At 63.6% G+C, this 17,560-nt stretch carries 16 protein-coding genes, 1 tRNA gene and 1 other RNA gene; 9 read left to right on the top strand and 9 right to left on the bottom strand.

The genetic code is table 11. From position 1 onward, the window contains the following. Positions 1-64: 64 nt before the first annotated feature. The 5 genes from ED21_RS12995 (at position 65) to ED21_RS12975 (ending at position 5,504) form a co-directional block, all read left to right on the top strand. A complete protein-coding gene (locus ED21_RS12995) occupies positions 65-1,093 on the top strand; it encodes a glycosyltransferase family 2 protein (protein WP_006834384.1) in 1,029 nt (342 codons plus the stop codon). Next, complete coding sequence (locus ED21_RS12990) at positions 1,090-2,757, top strand: glycosyltransferase family 39 protein (protein WP_006834383.1); 1,668 nt, start codon at positions 1,090-1,092, stop codon at positions 2,755-2,757. Before ED21_RS12995 ends, ED21_RS12990 begins: the two co-directional genes overlap by 4 nt. A gap of 13 nt (positions 2,758-2,770) precedes the next feature. Then, a complete protein-coding gene (locus tag ED21_RS14870; RefSeq protein WP_083800468.1) occupies positions 2,771-3,505 on the top strand; it encodes a bifunctional 2-polyprenyl-6-hydroxyphenol methylase/3-demethylubiquinol 3-O-methyltransferase UbiG in 735 nt (244 codons plus the stop codon). Between the two features lie 71 nt (positions 3,506-3,576). After that, positions 3,577-4,623: a glycosyltransferase family 4 protein gene (locus ED21_RS12980; RefSeq protein WP_198005863.1), complete on the top strand. Its 1,047-nt coding sequence runs from the start codon at positions 3,577-3,579 to the stop codon at positions 4,621-4,623. Further along, positions 4,620-5,504 (top strand): hypothetical protein, encoded by an 885-nt coding sequence (locus tag ED21_RS12975; RefSeq protein WP_006834380.1) that lies wholly within the window; start codon positions 4,620-4,622, stop codon positions 5,502-5,504. The genes ED21_RS12980 and ED21_RS12975 overlap by 4 nt, the downstream gene beginning before the upstream one ends. 12 nt (positions 5,505-5,516) lie before the next feature. On the opposite strand, the gene ED21_RS12970 is transcribed toward ED21_RS12975, so the two are convergent. Further along, positions 5,517-6,344, bottom strand: a complete 828-nt coding sequence (locus ED21_RS12970) for a sulfotransferase (RefSeq protein WP_006834379.1) — start codon at positions 6,342-6,344, stop codon at positions 5,517-5,519. Between the two features lie 61 nt (positions 6,345-6,405). Here ED21_RS12970 and ED21_RS12965 point away from each other — a divergent pair, with 61 nt between their 5' ends. Further along, the gene (locus ED21_RS12965) at positions 6,406-7,383 is read left to right on the top strand and encodes an acyltransferase (RefSeq protein ID WP_198005862.1); all 978 of its coding nucleotides are present in this window, start codon (positions 6,406-6,408) and stop codon (positions 7,381-7,383) included. A gap of 68 nt (positions 7,384-7,451) precedes the next feature. Further along, positions 7,452-8,684: an MFS transporter gene (locus tag ED21_RS12960; RefSeq protein ID WP_006834377.1), complete on the top strand. Its 1,233-nt coding sequence runs from the start codon at positions 7,452-7,454 to the stop codon at positions 8,682-8,684. 62 nt (positions 8,685-8,746) lie between these two features. Here the strand turns inward: ED21_RS12960 and ED21_RS12955 are convergent. Then, positions 8,747-8,832: transfer RNA gene (locus tag ED21_RS12955), tRNA-Tyr, on the bottom strand. A gap of 156 nt (positions 8,833-8,988) precedes the next feature. Here ED21_RS12955 and rlmB point away from each other — a divergent pair. Beyond that, complete coding sequence (gene rlmB, locus ED21_RS12950) at positions 8,989-9,780, top strand: 23S rRNA (guanosine(2251)-2'-O)-methyltransferase RlmB (RefSeq protein ID WP_006834376.1); 792 nt, start codon at positions 8,989-8,991, stop codon at positions 9,778-9,780. Positions 9,781-9,813: 33 nt separating this feature from the next. Beyond that, positions 9,814-10,653, top strand: coding sequence for a hypothetical protein (locus ED21_RS12945; RefSeq protein ID WP_156787483.1), 840 nt, complete (start codon positions 9,814-9,816; stop codon positions 10,651-10,653). 85 nt (positions 10,654-10,738) lie between these two features. Here ED21_RS12945 and ED21_RS12940 read toward each other — a convergent pair whose 3' ends face one another. The 7 genes from ED21_RS12940 to ED21_RS12915 all read right to left on the bottom strand — a co-directional run. Beyond that, positions 10,739-11,011, bottom strand: coding sequence for an HU family DNA-binding protein (locus ED21_RS12940; RefSeq protein ID WP_006834374.1), 273 nt, complete (start codon positions 11,009-11,011; stop codon positions 10,739-10,741). Positions 11,012-11,222: 211 nt separating this feature from the next. Further along, a complete protein-coding gene (gene lon, locus ED21_RS12935; RefSeq protein WP_006834373.1) occupies positions 11,223-13,613 on the bottom strand; it encodes an endopeptidase La in 2,391 nt (796 codons plus the stop codon). Between the two features lie 287 nt (positions 13,614-13,900). Next, positions 13,901-14,242 carry a YbaB/EbfC family nucleoid-associated protein gene (locus tag ED21_RS12930; protein WP_006834372.1) on the bottom strand — a complete coding sequence of 114 codons (342 nt, stop codon included), beginning with the start codon at positions 14,240-14,242 and terminating at the stop codon, positions 13,901-13,903. 11 nt (positions 14,243-14,253) lie between these two features. Continuing rightward, positions 14,254-16,092: a DNA polymerase III subunit gamma/tau gene (locus tag ED21_RS12925; RefSeq protein WP_006834371.1), complete on the bottom strand. Its 1,839-nt coding sequence runs from the start codon at positions 16,090-16,092 to the stop codon at positions 14,254-14,256. 50 nt (positions 16,093-16,142) lie between these two features. After that, positions 16,143-16,237: signal recognition particle sRNA small type (gene ffs / locus ED21_RS15240), an RNA gene on the bottom strand. A gap of 57 nt (positions 16,238-16,294) precedes the next feature. Next, complete coding sequence (locus ED21_RS12920) at positions 16,295-16,573, bottom strand: ETC complex I subunit (RefSeq protein ID WP_006834370.1); 279 nt, start codon at positions 16,571-16,573, stop codon at positions 16,295-16,297. A 17-nt stretch (positions 16,574-16,590) separates the two neighbouring features. Then, positions 16,591-17,560, bottom strand: a 970-nt coding sequence (locus tag ED21_RS12915; protein WP_006834369.1) for an ATP-dependent helicase C-terminal domain-containing protein, incomplete at its 5' end; no start/stop codon positions are given.

The following is a 17,560-nucleotide window of genomic DNA, read 5'->3' as shown; positions in this document are numbered from 1 at the left end:
GCATCATGCTTTACGGAGTCTTAAGAGGTGGTTGGTAGCTGGAGGGGAGACGCGAGGGACATCAGTGACAAAACTCATCATCCAGATTCCGTGCCTCAACGAGGCCGACCATCTTCCCGACACGCTGGCCGCCCTGCCGAAGGCGATCGACGGTGTGGATACGATCGAGATCCTCGTAATCGACGACGGCAGTTCGGATGGCACCTCTGAGGTCGCACACAAGCACGGCGTGCACCATGTCGTGCGCCACCGCCGAAACCGCGGGCTCGCGGCCGCCTTCCAAAGCGGGGTCGACTATTCCTTGCGCAACGGGGCGGACATTATCGTCAACACCGATGCTGATGGCCAATACGAAGGCGCGGACATCGCCAGACTCGTGGCGCCGGTCGTCTCGGGCGATGCCGACATCGTGATCGGCGACCGCGGCGTGCGCGACAACGCGCATTTCGGTCCGTTCAAGCGGATGCTCCAACGGCTCGGCAGCACGGTGGTGCGCACTCTTTCGCAAACCGACATCACCGATGCCGTCAGCGGGTTCCGCGCAATCAGTCGCGAAGCCGCCCAGCGCATCTTCATCACTACCGATTTCAGCTACACCACCGATATGCTGATCCAGGCAGGCCGCAAGCGGATGCGGATCACGAGCACGCCAGTGCGCACCCACCCGGCCGCGCGTCCCTCGCGCCTGTTCAGTTCGATCCCGAAGTTCATCCAGCAGACCGGCATGACCGTGGCGCGGGCCTACACCACTTACAATCCGCTTAAGGTTTTCGGCGGCGCTGGCATGGTGCTGATCTTCGTCGGCATCCTGCCGATCCTGCGCTTCCTGTGGTTTTTCCTCCAAGGCAATGGCGACGGCCACGTCCAGTCGCTGGTGATCGGCGGAGCGGTGTTGCTGCTCGGCGCGATCACCTGCCTGCTCGGCATCCTCGCCGACCTCATAAGCGCCAACCGCAAGCTCGCCGAAGCCTCGCTCGAGAAGCTTCGCAAGCTGGAAGCCCGCCTTGATGAGCGGGACGCCAAGGCAGCCGAGGCCAGCGCCAAGGTTGAGTCCATCGGCATGGCAACGCCGCGCGTCGTTCAGCGCCGATGACCGCCAGAATTCCGGTCGATCGCCTTGCCGCGGGCGGGTTCCTCCTGCTGTTCGCCATTGCCCAATTGGCGCTGGCTTTCCGTCTCAACATCAATTGGGACGAATACTACTTCCTTTCGCACATTTACGCGTTCGGGGAAGACCGGCTGACCACCGCAATGCAAACGTTCTACGTGCGGCCACTCGCCTGGCTGAGCGGGCTGCCGGGAAGCGAATCGGACCAGGTCGTCTATGGGCGCCTGTTCATGCTATTGTGCGAAGCGGGGAGCCTTTTCTGCCTTTACCGTATCGCCCGCCGGTTCTTCGGTACTGGCGAAGCGCTGCTGGCGGTTGCCGCATGGTGCGCTGCGGGCTTTGCGCTGGCGCATGGGGCGAGCTTCCGTGCGGATCCCTTTGCGGGTGTGTTGATGATGGTCTCGCTTGCCGTGCTGGTCTGCGGGCGAATGGCCTGGTCGCGCGCCGTTTTCGCAGGGCTGCTGGCGGCGCTTAGCCTCATGGTCACGCTGAAATCCGCCTTCTTCCTGCCGGCCTTTCTTGGCGCTTTCCTCCTGCGCATGAGCGAGGACGAGACGGAAGGCTTCATCCCTGTCTTGCGCCATTTCGCCAAAGCAGGCGCAGTATGCATCGCCGCGCTGGTCGCGCTCTGGCTGTGGCACGCCCGCGGTCTTCCCTCAGCCCCCATGATCACCGCCCCCGGCGACAAGACCACGCTCGCTTCGGGCAGCCTGGACGTGCTCGACAAGGTCGTTTTCTCGCAAGCGCTGTTCCCGCGCTGGCCCTACATCGCCCTGTGGATCAGCCAGAGCGTGCTCAGCCTGCTGCTTATCGTCATTGGCCTGTGGTTTGCCTTCAAGCGGATCGGCGAGAAGGACAGACGGGTGTTCGGCATCGCTCTCCTCCTGTTTGCGCTGCCGCTCGTCAGCCTCGTCTTCTATCGCAACGCCTTTTCCTATTTCTTTCCCTTCATCCTCCTTCCGGCCGCGCTGCTGGCCGCTGCAGGCGCCTCGCGCATCGCAAAGCCCCTCCACCGCGTGGCGCTGGTGGCTGCGATGGCCTCGCTCGTCGCGATCCGCCTCGCCTCGAGCTGGCAAATGGACCAGTCGGCCCAGCGCCAGATTGCCGAGGCCGTGCACGAAGCCTTTCCCGAGCCGGTATCCTATATCGACCGCAACGGCATCATCCCCTCCTTCCCCAAGAGCGGCTTCTTCATGTCGACCTGGGGCACCGAGCAATATCTCGAAGGCAAGCATCCGCCGCTCGCGGCCACGATCCGACGGGACCAGCCGCCCCTGCTGATCCTCAACACTCCCATTCTCGAAGATGCGGTTTTTGGCACCAACAAGCTGGGAGACTTCCGCCTGCTCGATAAAGACGGTGCGATCCTTCGAGACGATTATGTGGAGCACTGGGGTCCGGTCTGGGTGGCCGGCAAGACCATCGCCAGCGCCGCCGACCGCTTCGAGATCGTATTGGCGGGTGAATACACGCTGGAATGCGAAGGCCGCGCCGCGATCGATGGAAAAACCCTGTCTTGCGGTTCGACAGTGACGCTGGATCAGGGCATTCATGATTGGAGCGGACCGGAAGCCGTGCTGCGCTGGGGTGATCACCTGCCCCGCCCCGCCGAGGCACCTCCCACCACACCGATCTATTACGGATTTTGAGATGGGTACGAGCATGGAACAGCAATCCGGTCGCGAAGATATCGAGGTAAAGGGTCACGTTGCCTCCGAACGCGGCAAACGCTTGCGCAAGGCGCGAAAGATCGTCGATCTGCTCGGCATGGACCTCGCGGGCAAGAGCGTTCTCGACCTGGGGACAGGTGCCGGCGTGATCGCCGAATATCTCGTATCCCAGGGCGCTGTGGTGACCGCTGCCGACCGCGACACCAGCGCCTTTGCCGTCGATGGCCTCGAACCGGCAAGGCTGGAAGACCTCTCGCTACCCTTCGAGGATGAGGCCTTCGACGCGATCATCTTCAATCACGTGATCGAACACGTTGGGGATCGCCCTGAACAGGCTATCCTTCTTGCCGAAATTCGCCGGTGCCTACGTCCGGGGGGCAAGCTTTACCTCGCGGTGCCGAACAAGTGGGCGCTGATCGAACCGCATTACAAGCTGCCGCTGCTCGGCGCGCTCCCGCGCGGCGTTTCGAACGTGCTGGTTAGCAAGCTCGGCCGCCACACTTTCTACGATTGCTTCCCCTTCACGCGCGGCGAACTGGCCGCGTTCCTGGCGAAGCACTTCGAAACCACCCGCGAGGTCACCGCCGATGCCTATTTCTGGGTTGCAGACCACGAAATCAGCGGCGCGGCGGGCAACGTCCTCGGCAAAGCGCCCAAGGGTCTGGTCCGGTCGCTATCCGGAGCCATGCCCACGCTGATCTTCGTCTGCACCAAGGCGGCCCGCTAGTGGGCTCCTCCATCTCCTCGCGCGGCTGATTCGTGGACAGGACGGATACGCCCCGGCTTTCGGTCTGTTTCGTGACCCGCAAATGGGCACCCGCGATCGGGGGCATGGAGACCTATTCGCATCGATTGACGGAAGAATTGGCCGAACACGCCGAGGTCGACATCGTCTCCCTTCCGGGGCGCGCAGACGGGTCCCCTCCCAGCGCCCTGAAACTCGCCCGCTTTCCTTTCACCTTTTCCCGGCACTGGACGTCGCGCGCCTCGGCTCCCGATATCCTGCACCTGGGCGACATGGCGCTGTGGCCATTCGGCTTGGTCGCCCGGCTGTCACCGCGCAAGCCGCGCGTGGTCCTTTCCGCCCATGGAACCGACGTGGCCTTCCATCGGCGGAAGGGGCTTAAGGGCAGACTCTACGGAGCCTATCTCAAGCTTGGCTCTGCCCTGCTCAGAAACGCCGAGGTCATTGCAAACAGCGCCGCGACGCGAGCGGCTTCGGCCGAAACCGGCTGGGCAACCGCGCGCGTAGTGCCGCTGGCGACCGACCTGCCCTCGGGCAAGGCGACCGGAAACCATAACGGCCGTGTGCTCTTCGCCGGCCGCCTCGTCGAACGCAAAGGGTGCGGCTGGTTCATCCGCGAAGTGCTTCCGCTCTTGCCGGGAGACATCGAACTCGATGTCGCGGGGACGAAATGGGACGCTTCCGAAAATGCCGCGCTCAGCGATCGGCGGGTGCGTTTCCTCGGGCCGCTCGACCAGCAGGTGCTGGCGGAAGCCTATCGCGACGCGCTTTGCGTGATCGTGCCCAATATTGCCCTGCCCTCGGGCGAGTACGAAGGTTTCGGCCTCGTCGCCCCGGAAGCTGCCGTATCGGGAGGCGTCGTAGTGGCGGCGAAATGCGACGGGCTGCTCGACGCGGTGATCGACGGCGAAACAGGCATGCTTGTCACCTCTGGCGATGCCGCCGCTTGGAGCGAAACCATTGCCTCTATCGCCGGGTGGTTCCCGCAACAGCGCGCCGCCTTCATCGCGAAAGCGCACGACACGGCCCGTAGCGCCTATTCGTGGGATCGCGTCGCGCGGCAAACCTACGAGGTCTATCTTGAGGCGAACGGGGCATGAGCGACCGCATCTCCAGCTTCACCGCCAGCTTGCGAGCATTGGCGGAACGCCGCCGAAGATGGCGCATGCCCCTGCTTCTTGCGGGCCTGGTGCTGTTCGTGGTCGGCTGCGTGATCTCCATCCGCGACCTCGGCATCGCGCCGCAGGATATCGACGGCAAGGCCCTCGCCATCCTCCTCGCCCTGCTCGCGCCGCTTGGCCTGGCCTATGCTGCGACGAACATGCTCGTCACCGCGAAGGCCGCCGAGGTGGAGATGAATTTCGGGCAAGCCTTCCGTGTCGCTTCCTTTGCGCAGCTGGCCGAGGTCCTGCCGCTTCCCGGCGGAGCCATCGTGCGCACCGCGGCGCTCGTTAAAGGCGGGGCAACCACCACCCATTCGGCGAGCCATGTGTTCGCAAACGCCCTGGTCTGGATCGCCTGCGCCGCCATTGCTGCCGGGCTCAGCCTGCTGTCGCTGGGCTGGGTTCCGGCGCTGCTGGCGCTTGGCGGGCTGGTGATCGCGATCGGCGCGACCGGGTGGCTCGCATGGCACGCGGGACCCGCGCTAGCCATGCTTTCCTTGGTTCTGCGGATTCTCGGACTGCTGCTTGTCGCGGTCCGGCTCTTTTTCGCGTTCGCAGCGCTGCAACTGGCTGTCGGCTTCGACGAGACGCTGGTATTCGCCTTCGCCTCGATCGCGGGCTCCGCCTCATCGATTGCACCCGCCGGTCTCGGGATCAGCGAAGCGTTTGCCGCGATCCTGTCGCAAGCCACCTCGACCGTTCCCGCGGCCGCGTTCATTGCCGTGGGCCTCAACCGCCTTATCAGCCTGCTGATGGCCGCGCTCGCGAGCGGGATTTTTACCCTGGCAGCAACGGGAGCGCCCGAAACCGCCGAGTGACGTCGTGGCGTCTCAGTTCGCCCTACCGGTGGCCGTCACCTGACGGTCATAGCCGAGGCGCTCCATCGTTTCCCCGGCGTAGCGGTCCACGATCTGCGCGAATTGCGGGCCGTATTCGGTCCACTGGCGCGCCCCGGAGCTGTTGACGCGGGCATTCCGCAGTTTGGACACCTCGCCGTAATTGCGTCCCTTGGCGATGAACCGGACCATGTCCTCGAGCGCCTTCGCCTCGGGCTCGAACATGAGGTCCTCGAAGCGATAGGTACGGACGCCCGGCCCCTCGTTGTCGAGCAGCACGGTGGCGATGCGATTCCATTCCCACGCTAGCCGCTCGACCTGGCTCATCGATCCCCAGCCTTCGCAGCGGACGGAGCGTGCCATTGGCTCCCAGCCCTTACGCCGGCTGGGGTCGTGCGACAGCCAGCTGGCAATCCAGTCCCGCGGATCGCGAACTACGCCGACCATACGGGCGCCCGGCCAGATCTCGTCGATGATATCGGCCACCATCCACCATTGCGAATAGCTCTCCACGATCAGTCCTTCAGGACGTCGAGAGTGGTAATTTGCGCGAATGACGCGCAGCGCCGCAATGGTCTCGGCCTTGTCCGCCCCGTTCAGATAGCGCGTTCCGATCACCCGCAGGCCCGACTTGAGCTTGCCCAACGTCATATGCGCCAGCCCGAAGTCGGCGATCCGCTCGTGCGTCGGGTGCCCTCGCTTGAGGACGAAATTGTCCGGCTCGTGCTGGGACCAGCAGTCCTCGATCACGCCCTTAAGGCCGTTGCCGAAGAGATTTGTCCCAGTACGGCCGCCCGAAGCGATGAAAACGAGGTCTTTCATAAGTGCGCGTTAACCGTACTGTGTCATGGAGGGCGATGGAATAATCGTCAGCAGGGAACCGATGTCGAATAGCGGGGGCAATATCAACCGGCTTCATGGCCTGGACGCGCTGCGCGGTCTCGCCGCGATCATCGTCGTCCTCTACCACATGAACTGGTCGAAGACGGGGCTGTTTGCGGTCGACCTGTTCTTCCTCCTGTCGGGCTACATCCTGACGCGCACCTATGAAGCCCGCATATCGACGCTCGGCGCCCTCGGCTTCATGAGAAGGCGGTACAAGCGCCTGATCTTCCCTTTCTTCATCGGATGCCTTGTCGGCGGAGCCTATCTGCTGACGAAGGAACCGACCCTGCAGGTGTTCGCGGCCTTCGCGCTGGCGATGCTGTTCCTGCCCAACCCCTTCTTCACCCATGCCTTTGCGGTCAATGGCCCGGGTTGGTCCCTTTTCTTCGAACTCGCCGCCAACCTGCTGCATGTGCTCGTCCTCGGGAAGATGAGCACGCGCACGCTGGTGTGGCTCTGGCTCGTCCTGCTTGCCGCGTGGTTCTACATGGTCGCGACGATCGGGATCGAGGCAGGGGTATATTTCGACCGCTTCCCCGCCACCATGTTGCGCACGCTCGTGCCCTATATCCAAGGCATTCTGCTCTATCGCCTGTGGGGAGAGCGCACGCTGTCGATCTCACCCCTGCTCGGTGTCGCCTTGTTGCCCGTGGCGATCATGGTAGGGGGCACTTTCCCGCATTTCGCAATCCTTGTGCTGTTCCCCTTGGTAGTCATCCTCAGCCTGAAGGAAATGCCGAAGGGTTTCGTGCAGCCGGCGGTCATTCTCGGCGGGATGTCCTATCCGCTTTACGTCCTCCATCGCCCCTTGATGAACTGGACCGACCTCAACATGGGCGCCGCGATCGCCTTCGTCTGGGCGTTCCTGTGGGCGCTTGGAACCCCAGCCAAGGTTGTTTGGGGTTTCCTCGCCAGACCGTCGAGGAATGCGGTCAAGGACACAGGGGCGATCAAGGGCCAGGCAGAGACGGGCTGAGTTCGCCTTTCTGTCCAGTCCAAGACTTGTCTTGAAGAGCGACCCCGCCACGCATACGGCGGAGCGTCATGATGTCTTCCGCCTATCCCGTGCGCGCCCTGCTACTGGCGATCTTCGTGCTGATGGCAGGAGGCGGGTTCCTGTCGACCCTGATCGCAATCCGGCTCGAACTGTTGGGCGTTCCGGCCGGCATTATCGGCCTGGTTGCGACCAGCTATTTCGGCGGATTGATGCTGGGCTCCCTGCGGGCGGTTCGGATTATCGCCCGGATCGGCCATATCCGCGCCTTTGCCGCTTTCGTGACCATCTATTCGGCCAGCAGCCTCACCTACGCGATCCTCGACGACCCCAGTGTTTGGATCATACTGCGCTTTATCGACGGCTTCGTCATGGCGGGCGTGTTCGTCTGCCTCGAGAGTTGGCTCAACCAGCAAGCAAACCCGAAGAACCGCAGCGCCGTTCTCGCCGCCTATATGATCGCCCTTTATTGCGGGCAGGCTGCGGGCCAGTTCTTGCTCAATCTCGGCGACCGCGCGCCCGCATTGCCCTTCATGGTATCAGCAATCCTGCTCTCGATCGCCCTACTGCCCGTCCTGCTCACCCGCATGGAACAACCGCGGATGGAAGCCATTGCGCCCTTCTCGCTCCGCCGCCTCTACCGGGTTTCGCCGCTCGGAATTGTGGGCACCCTGGTGACGGGAACGATGCTCGGAGCGTTCTATGGTCTTGGCGCGGTTTACATCCAGCGCATCGGCATGGGACTGTCGCAGGTCGCGCTTTTCACCTCGCTGGTTATCGCCGGCGGCGTGGTGCTGCAATATCCGCTCGGCATCCTCTCGGACCGGTTCGACCGTCGTCTGGTGGTGATCAGCTGCTTTCTCGCCGTGGCCGCGATATCGACCCCCCTCGCTCTCGCGGTGCTTCCACCGCTGACGACCATTGCCTTGGGCTGCCTCTTCGGCGGCTTCGCCTTCGCCCTCTATCCGCTTTGCGTCGCCCATTCGAACGACCACCTCGCGGAAGAGGAACGGATCGGCGCAAGCGGTGGACTCGTGCTCACCTATTCGGCGGGCGCCGTGGCAGGGCCGCTCATCGGCTCGGGCGGGATGGGGACTCTCGGACCACAGGGCCTGTTCCTGGTTATCGGTGGCCTGTCACTTGCCGGCGGTATCTTCGGTATCTGGCGCAGCTTTGCGCGCGCCTCGGTCCCGTCGGAAGACCAGCAAACGTTCCAGAGCCTTCCGCGCACGACACCGATGGCGGCGGTGCTGGAGAGCGAGACGGAGGACAGACAAGCCTAGGCGAGAACAGCGGCATCCAACCTTGGCTGGCCGCCAGTTCACGACGATCGAAATTTGGCGGGTGGTGGACAGGGCTGGATTCGAACCAGCGTACGCTTGCGCGGGCAGATTTACAGTCTGCTGCCTTTAACCACTCGGCCACCTGTCCACACCAGTTCGCCATCTGGCCCGAAAGTTCGAGCTGAAGTGCGGGGATTCGCTAGGTATCCCCTGCCGAGAGGCGCCCCTTTGGCGAAGCGGCGCTTGCGTGTCAATGCCCTCGCTGGCAGGAGCGCCTCGCAATCTCGGATACAGGACGAAAAGCATGGTAAAAGGCGAACGCAAACGCGCATTGAGAGGCCGCGCCGGCCGCATGAAGGGCGGACGCGGCAGTGGCCGGGCCAGCGCGGGCCACGTGCGCCTTTGGGGCCGCCACGCGGTCGAGGCGGCGCTCAAGAACCCCGACCGGCAGCATCGCAAGCTGTGGGCGACGCGCGAAGGCGTGGCTTCGCTCGACGGCGAGCTGCCGCCCGATTTCCCTGTGGAGTACGCCGATGTGCAGGACCTCGCGCGCCTCGTCGCCAAGGATGCGCCGCACCAGGGTCTGGTCCTCGAATGCGCGGCGCTGGAGGACCGGTTCCTCGATGAAGTGCTCGACGGCGATCCGGCGCGCCCCATCATCGTGCTCGACCAGGTTACCGATCCGCACAATGTCGGTGCGATCATGCGCTCGGCCGTCGCCTTCAACGCGGCGGCGCTCGTCACGCAGGATCGCCACGCTCCGCCCGAAGGTGGCGTAATCGGCAAGTCTGCATCGGGCGCGCTCGAGACGCTCCCGTGGATCCGGGTAGTCAATCTCGCCCGTGCGATGGAGGAGATGGCCGAGGCCGGATATTGGCGCATCGGCCTCACTGGCCATACCGACACCACTTTTGCAGAGGCCCTCCCCGCGGGACCTGTTGCGATTGTGCTCGGCGCGGAAGGCGAAGGCATGCGGCAAAATATCGAGACGCATTGCGATGCCCTCGCCAAGCTGCCCATTTCTAACGAAATCGAAAGCCTTAACGTGTCTAACGCGGCTGCGATCGCGCTTTATGCGGCTGCCACGCGCGGCTGAAGATTGAACTGGGGGAAATTCTAAGTGACCAAGATGCCGATGAAACTGCGCGCAGCCAGTCTCGTTGCGGCGAGCACGCTGGCCCTTTCCGGCTGTTTGCTGACGCCGGGTGCTTTTACCAGCGAGCTGCACGTCATGAAGGATGGCAGCTTTTCCTACAGCTACGACGGCGAGATACAGATGCTCGCGCTGTCGAAACTGGCGGAAATGGGCAAGGAAGAAACCTTCGAGGCCGAGTGCTATGACGAGGATTTCGAAACGCGCGAATGCACGCTTGCCGAGGTGAACGAGCAGCGCGCCGAATGGGATGCCAGGGCTAGCGCGCGCGAGGCGGAACGCAGGAAGAAGGCCGAGGAAATGAAGGCCATGCTGGGCGGAATTGATCCGTCCAATCCCGAAGCGGCGCAAGAACTGGCCGAGAAGCTCGAACGCCAGCGCGGTTGGGAAGACGTGACCTATCTCGGCGATGGACTGTTCGACGTCGACTTCCGCATTTCGGGAAGGATGAGCCACGATTTCGCCTTCCCCATGATCGAAAAGATGCCGATGGCGAACATGTTCGTCACCGTGATGCTGCGCGACGAGAACCAGTTGCGCGTCGATGCGCCGGGCTTCGCCGCGCAAGGGGGCGGAAATCCGATGCAGGGTATGATGGCCGGGATGGCCGGCCTCGCGCAGATGTCCGGCAAGGACGGCGAGGAGATAGGCAAGATCGTCGTGCCCGAAGGGACCTTCACCATCGTCACCGACGGCCGCATCCTCGCCAACAACACCGACGAGGGGCCGCGGCCCCACGCGCACGGACAGTCTCTGGTGTGGGACATCAACCCGCGCACCGAACAGGCCCCGACGGCCCTGATCGCGTTCGACTAGTCCAGAGCAAACCCTGTAGGAAAGTAAAAACGCCGCAGTCACCCTTAGGTGGCTGCGGCGTTTCCTTGTGCTTTCGAGGCGCGTCTTAGTTGACGGCGTCCTTGAGACCCTTGCCGGCCTTGAACTTCGGCTGGTTCGAAGCGGGGATGTTCATCGGTTCGCCGGTGCGCGGGTTGCGGCCGGTCGAGGCCTTGCGCTTGGCGACCGAGAAGGTGCCGAAGCCGACGAGGCGAACTTCGTCGCCCTTCGACAGCGACTTGGTGATTGCGTCGAACACGCCTTCGACGGCGCTCGATGCGTCGCTCTTCGAAAGGCCGCTCGCTTCTGCAACTGCACCAATCAGATCGTTCTTGTTCATTCTCTTTAGAACCCCCTCATTCGAGTTTTGATTGTGGTCCGGTGAATCGGTTCAACCGGGGAGCAGCGAATTGAGAGGCTTTTCTCGCGCGTGTCAAAGGCAAATTCCGCGAAAATCAGCCCTTTCTAAGCTTGAAATCGCGATTTTGCGGCGAACGGAGAAAATGCTGTGCCGCAACGATACAGTTCGCTGCGGCGCAACAGATCATTTGTTAATGCGCGGTGGGCGAAGCGCCGCCATGGGCCGGCCCCGGCTGGCTCGCCAAATCGTCCGCCTCGGTCCATTCGATCGCAGTCAGCAGCGAAGTCAGCGCGTGTTCGAGCACTTCATCGACGTGGGACACGGCTACAATCTCCAGCCCTTCCTTCACGTTGTCGGGAATCTCGGCCAGATCCTTCACGTTTTCTTCTGGAATGAGCACTTTCTTGATGCCACCGCGCAGTGCTGCGAGCAGCTTTTCCTTCAGACCACCAATCGGCAGCACACGGCCGCGCAAGGTGACCTCACCCGTCATTGCTACGTCTGGCCGGACCGCAACGCCCGACAGCGTGGAAACGATCGAAGTCACCATGCCGATACCGGCGCTCGGGCCATCCTTGGGCACTGCCCCTTCGGGAAGGTGGATGTGGATGTTCTTGCGCTGGAAGATGCTTGGCTTGATACCGTAATGCGGGGCACGCGCCTTCACGAAGCTGAAGGCTGCGGCAACGCTTTCGTTCATCACTTCGCCGAGCTTGCCGGTGGTCTTGATCTCGCCCTTGCCCGGCGTGGTGACGCTTTCGATGGTCAGCAGTTCGCCGCCCACCTCGGTCCAGGCGAGACCGGTAACCGCGCCGACCTGCGCCTCTTCCTCGCCCATGCCATGCTTGAATTTGCGCACGCCTGCGAACTCGGAAAGATTGTCAGGCGTGATACGCACGCTTTCGGCCTTGCCCTCGAGAATCTTGCGCAGGCTCTTGCGGGCCAACCGCGCTAGTTCGCGCTCGAGCGTGCGGACGCCCGCCTCGCGGGTGTAGTAACGGATGAGGTCGCGCAGGCCCTCTTCGGTCAGCTCGAATTCACTGTCTTTCAGGCCGTGGTCCTTCACCTGCTTGCGGAGGAGGTGACGCTGGGCAATCTCGACCTTCTCGTCTTCGCTGTAGCCCTCGAGACGGATGATCTCCATGCGGTCGAGCAGCGGCTGCGGCAGGTTGAGGCTGTTCGCCGTGGTGACGAACATGATGTCCGACAGGTCGAGGTCGAGTTCGAGGTAATGGTCCTGGAACTTCGAATTCTGTTCCGGATCGAGCACTTCGAGCAGCGCCGAGGCCGGGTCTCCACGGAAATCCTGACCGAGCTTGTCGATCTCGTCGAGCAGGAAGAGCGGGTTGTTTTTGCCCGCCTTCTTGAGGTTGGTGACGATCTTGCCCGGAAGCGAGCCGATATATGTGCGGCGGTGACCGCGGATTTCGGCTTCGTCGCGCACGCCGCCCAGCGACTGGCGGATGAACTCGCGGCCCGTCGCCTTGGCGATGCTCTTCCCAAGCGAGGTCTTGCCGACACCGGGAGGGCCGACGAGGCACAGGATCGGGCCTTTCAGCTTGTTGGTGCGCGCCTGCACGGCGAGGTATTCGATGATGCGGTCCTTGACCTTCTCCAGCGCGTAGTGATCCGCATCGAGGATCTCCTGCGCCTTGCCGATGTCCTTCTTGACCTTGCTCTTCTTGCCCCAGGGCAGGCCGAGGAGCACGTCGAGATAGTTGCGGATGACGGTCGCCTCGGCGCTCATCGGCTGCATGGCCTTGAGCTTCTTTAGCTCGCCTTCCGCCTTGGCGCGCGCTTCCTTGGAAAGCTTGGTCTTGCCGATCTTCTCGGTCAGTTCGGCGATCTCGTTGCCGCCATCCTCGTCGCCGTCGCCCAGCTCATTCTGGATCGCCTTGAGCTGCTCGTTGAGGTAGTATTCGCGCTGCGTCTTTTCCATCTGCCGCTTCACGCGGCCGCGGATGCGGCGCTCCACCTGCAGCACCGACAGCTCGCCTTCCATGAAGGACATGACCATCTCTAGGCGCTTCAACGGGTCGGGTTCGACCAGCAGCGACTGCTTGTCGGAGACCTTGGCCTGGATGGCAGCGGCAATTGTATCGGCCAGATCGCCAGCATCGTCGACTTCAGCGAGCTGTTCGGCGGCATCTTCGCCGATCTTCTTGTTGAGCTTGGCGTATTCGCCGAACTGTTCGACCACCTGGCGCATCATGGCGCTGATCTCGGTCCCCGATGCAGTCGGCTCCTCGATCTCGGTCACGTCAGCAGCGACATAGTCGCCGACGGTACGCAGTTCATGCAGCTTGGCACGCGCCTGCCCTTCGACCAGCACGCGGACCGTGCCATCAGGAAGCTTCAGCAGCTGCAGCACCTGCGCGATGACGCCGGTGTCGTACAGATCGCGGCCCTCCGGATCGTCACAGCCCGGATCGAGCTGCGAGAGGAGGAAGATGTCCTTCGATCCTTCCATCGCGACTTCCAGCGCCGCCACCGACTTGTCGCGGCCCACGAAGAGCGGGACCACCATGCCGGGGAAAACGACAATGTCGCGCAGGGGAAGGAGGGGAAAGGTCTCGGTCATATTAGGCTATCCATCTGCGGCGCACAGGCGCGCCGTGGGTTGCTACCGAATATGGGTAGCGATGAGCCGCTTCGCAACGCCGTGTTCCCGCTTAGCTGTGCACAGCGCCAGCCGTTCAGCTTCAGCCGTGCGTAGCTGAAGGATGGAGCGCTTGGAACACGGTCCTGAAGAAAAAACGCGCAGGACGCCAAAAGGGCCGCAGCGATTGCTCGCGCGGCCCTTTCCCTGTGTCGTCATGTCCCGCCATTGCCCCTGCGATAGCAGGCGTAATGGCTTGTAGGACAGGCTTAGCCAAGACCCGGGATGTTCATGCCCGGAGGCAGGCCCATGCCGCCCTGGATCGCCTGCATTTCCTCGGCCGACTTGCGATCCGCCTTGTCGCGCGCATCGTTGAAGGCGGCGGCGACGAGATCTTCGACCATCTGCTTTTCTTCCGGCTTCATCAGGCTTTCGTCGATCTCGACCCCGATGATACGGCCACGGGCGGTGGCGCGGACCTTGACGAGGCCGCCACCGGCAGCGCCTTCGACCTCGATCGTGTCGAGCTTGGCCTGCGCTTCGTTCATCTGCGTCTGGATCGTCTCGGCGGCCTTCTGGGCGGCGGCGATCATTTCTTCCATCGATTTCATCTCGGTCGTCCTTATGCTCTGCGGTTCCAGGGAACCTCGCGCTGCATCGGGGGAACGTCGGCGCGGTCTTCTATCATTTCGGCATCGGGGAACGCAGCTTCAACCGCTTTCACCATCGGATGCTCTTTCATGGCAGCCTTAGCCGCTTCCGCCTTGGCCTGCCGCTGCTCTTCGAGCGAGGGCGTGGCAAGCGCAGGATCGCCGGTTTCCAACTGCCAGCGCGTCTCGGTGACGGCGTAGAGCGCGTCCTTCAGCACTGGCTCGATCGCGTCGCCATACTTCGCATCGCGAGTGTAGACGAGCTTGCCCATCTCCACGCTGATCGGGCGGATTTGGAGGCGCATGATGCTCTCCGCCTGCAACTTGCCCGCGGCGGAAACCTTCTCGATCAGCTCTTCCCAGTCGAGCGCGGCTGTCGGAGCGCCGGCCCCGCCCTCGCCCGCACTCGCCGCCGGAGCGGGGCCACGTGCGGCCAGCTCTTCCAACTGCTTCGCCAGCTTGCCCGGATCGGGCATTCCCGCAGCATGCAGCACGCGGAGCAACGCCATGCGCGCCGAAACCAGTGGATCGGGCGCGTGGCGGACCTCCTCGTGTCCCTTGAGCAGCAATTGCCACAGGCGATGCACCTGCCCGACTTCGAGGCGCTTTGACCATTCTGTCAGCTGGTCGCGTTCCTCGGCTGTGGTCGCTTCCGCCTCGCTGCCCGACACCTGCGTCAGCGCGATGCGGTGGGTGAGGTCCATCAGGCTGCGCATCAGCGCAAGCGGCTCGACACCCAGTGCGTATTGGTCGTCCACGGCTGCCAGCGCGGCTTTAGCATCGCCATCGAGAATATGGGCGAACAGGCGCCGCTGCGCCCCGCGATCGGCAAGGCCCAGCATGTCGCGCACGCGATCGGCAGTGACCTTGCCGCCCGTATCCATGTCGGCATGGGCGATCGCCTGGTCGAGGATGGAGAGACCATCGCGCACCGAACCTTCGGCGGCGTTGGCGGCGATGTGGAGCGCCTCGTCCTCGGCCTCGACACCTTCCTTGCGGCAGATTTCCGCGAAATGCGCTTCGAGCAGTTCGACCGGGATACGGCGCAGGTCGAAACGCTGCGTGCGGCTGAGGACGGTGACCGGAAGCTTGTCGACCTCGGTCGTCGCGAAGAGGAATTTCACATGCGCCGGCGGTTCTTCCAGCGTCTTGAGCAACGCGTTGAAGGCGTTGCGCGAGAGCATGTGGACCTCGTCGATGATGTAGATCTTGTAGCGCGCCGAAACCGCGGCATAACGCACGGCCTCGATGATTTCGCGCACATCGTCGACACCCGTATGGCTGGCAGCGTCCATCTCGATGACGTCGATATGGCGTCCTTCGGCGATGGCCGTGCAGGGCTCGCACACGCCGCAGGGGCTGATCGTCGGACCGCCCTCGCCATCGGGGCCGATGCAATTGAGCGCCTTGGCGATCAGACGCGCGGTCGAGGTCTTCCCCACCCCGCGCACGCCGGTCATCAGAAAGGCATGGGCCAGCCGGTCGCGCGCGATGGCGTTGGCCAGCGTGCGGACCATCGCGTCCTGCCCGATCAACTCGGCAAAGGTCTGCGGTCGGTACTTGCGTGCAAGGACGCGGTAGGGCTGCGCGGGTTCGGCGCTCTCCTGCGTCTGAATTGCAGCAGCTGACGGTTCCACCGATGCGGGCGCGGGTGTCGGCGCTGGCTCGGGCGCAGGTGCGGCCTGAGGCTCCGGCGTATCGCCGAACATCGAGTCCTGCCCCGCCGCCTCCAGTTCGGCAGCGCTCGGCGCGTCGTCCTCGACGTCAGTCTCCCACGGCAGACCGTCGGTATTTTCCGGTGAATCACCCATGCGCTATGAGTTAGGCGCAGACGCGCCGAATGTCATGAAGGGTGTGGGAAAATAAAGGAGCCGAGCGACCCGCCGCAATTCACCTGGGCTGCTTCCTTCCGGACCTGACCCGGTGAGCGAACGCAAACGTCCACCCGACTCCCGGCGCGCCATATGGCGGCGGTTGGCCCAGATTTCAACACCGCATTTTACGCGGGCCCGATTACCTAAAATTATCCGCGTAAGCCTGCAGCTTCAGGCTGTGCGGCGGCGTGGCGTGGACGCGGGCGGCGATGCCGTATTTCTCGGCATAGGCCTTGGCCTCGTCCTTGCTCGGGAAATTGAGCTGAACCTGCGCCTGCGTATCGCCGCTGCCCGTCCAGCCCATCAGCGGGTCTGCCTGGCGGGCTTCGGACTGTTCGAATTCGAGCACCCACTCGTCGGTACGGGCCTTGCCCGATTGCATCGCGCTCTGCGGTCGCTGGTAGATACGTGCTGCCATAATGAGGACCCTGTAATTCAGCCGCCGGATTTTGAAAAGGCGTTCTTGGTCTTCAAACTGGGCTTTTCCGCCCATGGTTCCTCGGGCCAGCGATGCTTGGGGTAGCGGCCCTTCATGTCCTTGCGCACATCGTCCCAGCTGCCGCGCCAGAATCCGGGCAGGTCGCGGGTGGACTGGATCGGGCGACCGGCGGGGCTGGTGAGTTTCAGGAGCAGCGGCGTGCGGCCGATCATCGGGTGGCGTTCGAGGCCGAAAAGCGCCTGCACGCGCACCTCCGCGCTGGGCGCGTCGTCGCCGGTGTAGTCGATCCGGTGCGTGGTGCCGGCGGGCGAGGTGAACTCGCGCGGCGCCTCGCTGTCCAGCCGCTGCCGGTCGTTCCAGTCGAGCAAACCGAGCAGGGCATCGACCAGTCGGCCCTTGGGAAGGTCCAGATCGCGCCGACCTTCCAGAAGCGGGGCTAGCCAGAGATCGGCGGTTTCGGCCAAGTTCTCGGGCGAGAACGCATCCAGCCCGATGAAGGCGGCGCGCGCCTGCAACTCCGTCGGCATCAGTTTTGCCGGGTTTTCCAGAGCCTTGCCCACAAGGATATCCACAAGCGCCGCGCTGTCCGGTGAGGGATCGGGACCGCTCGCCAGCGTGATCGCGCCCAGCCGCTTTTCAAGCCGCGCTTCGACGCGGTCCTGTTTCCAGCGCAAGACGGACCGTTTCTCGATCCGGTCGCCCAGCCAGCGTTCGAGATCGGCCTGTTCCAGAGCGATAGCCGAAGTGATGCGCGCGCCCTTCGCCTGCCCCTGCGCGTCGCCGATCACGAGGAACTCGGCCCGCGCCAGCGGCGATGCGGGATCGAGCATGAAGCCGCGCCCGCCCGAGGCGATCCAGCTTTCGCCCGACGCATCGCGGCGTTTGGCGATGAAATCAGGACGACCGGCTGCGAGGAGGATGGCCGCTGGCGGCTGCGCTTCGACAAGCTCAGCGCGAACGTATGTT

Origin of the sequence: Erythrobacter sp. SD-21 (genome assembly GCF_000181515.1) — a bacterium.
Taxonomy (GTDB): domain Bacteria; phylum Pseudomonadota; class Alphaproteobacteria; order Sphingomonadales; family Sphingomonadaceae; genus Qipengyuania.
This window is presented reverse-complemented; position numbering and strand designations above follow the sequence as displayed.

Bases quoted from the DNA above. Each gene is read 5' to 3' on its own strand.
- ED21_RS12970 (WP_006834379.1), bottom strand. From the start codon at position 6,344: ATGAAAGACCTCGTTTTCATCGCTTCGGGCGGCCGTACTGGGACAAAT.
- ED21_RS12960 (WP_006834377.1), top strand. From the start codon at position 7,452: ATGATGTCTTCCGCCTATCCCGTGCGCGCCCTGCTACTGGCGATCTTC.
- ED21_RS12940 (WP_006834374.1), bottom strand. From the start codon at position 11,011: ATGAACAAGAACGATCTGATTGGTGCAGTTGCAGAAGCGAGCGGCCTT.
- ED21_RS12930 (WP_006834372.1), bottom strand. From the start codon at position 14,242: ATGAAATCGATGGAAGAAATGATCGCCGCCGCCCAGAAGGCCGCCGAG.
- rlmB (WP_006834376.1), top strand. From the start codon at position 8,989: ATGGTAAAAGGCGAACGCAAACGCGCATTGAGAGGCCGCGCCGGCCGC.
- ED21_RS12925 (WP_006834371.1), bottom strand. From the start codon at position 16,092: ATGGGTGATTCACCGGAAAATACCGACGGTCTGCCGTGGGAGACTGAC.
- ED21_RS12990 (WP_006834383.1), top strand. From the start codon at position 1,090: ATGACCGCCAGAATTCCGGTCGATCGCCTTGCCGCGGGCGGGTTCCTC.
- ED21_RS12975 (WP_006834380.1), top strand. From the start codon at position 4,620: ATGAGCGACCGCATCTCCAGCTTCACCGCCAGCTTGCGAGCATTGGCG.
- ED21_RS12945 (WP_156787483.1), top strand. From the start codon at position 9,814: ATGCCGATGAAACTGCGCGCAGCCAGTCTCGTTGCGGCGAGCACGCTG.
- ED21_RS14870 (WP_083800468.1), top strand. From the start codon at position 2,771: ATGGAACAGCAATCCGGTCGCGAAGATATCGAGGTAAAGGGTCACGTT.
- ED21_RS12965 (WP_198005862.1), top strand. From the start codon at position 6,406: ATGTCGAATAGCGGGGGCAATATCAACCGGCTTCATGGCCTGGACGCG.
- lon (WP_006834373.1), bottom strand. From the start codon at position 13,613: ATGACCGAGACCTTTCCCCTCCTTCCCCTGCGCGACATTGTCGTTTTC.
- ED21_RS12920 (WP_006834370.1), bottom strand. From the start codon at position 16,573: ATGGCAGCACGTATCTACCAGCGACCGCAGAGCGCGATGCAATCGGGC.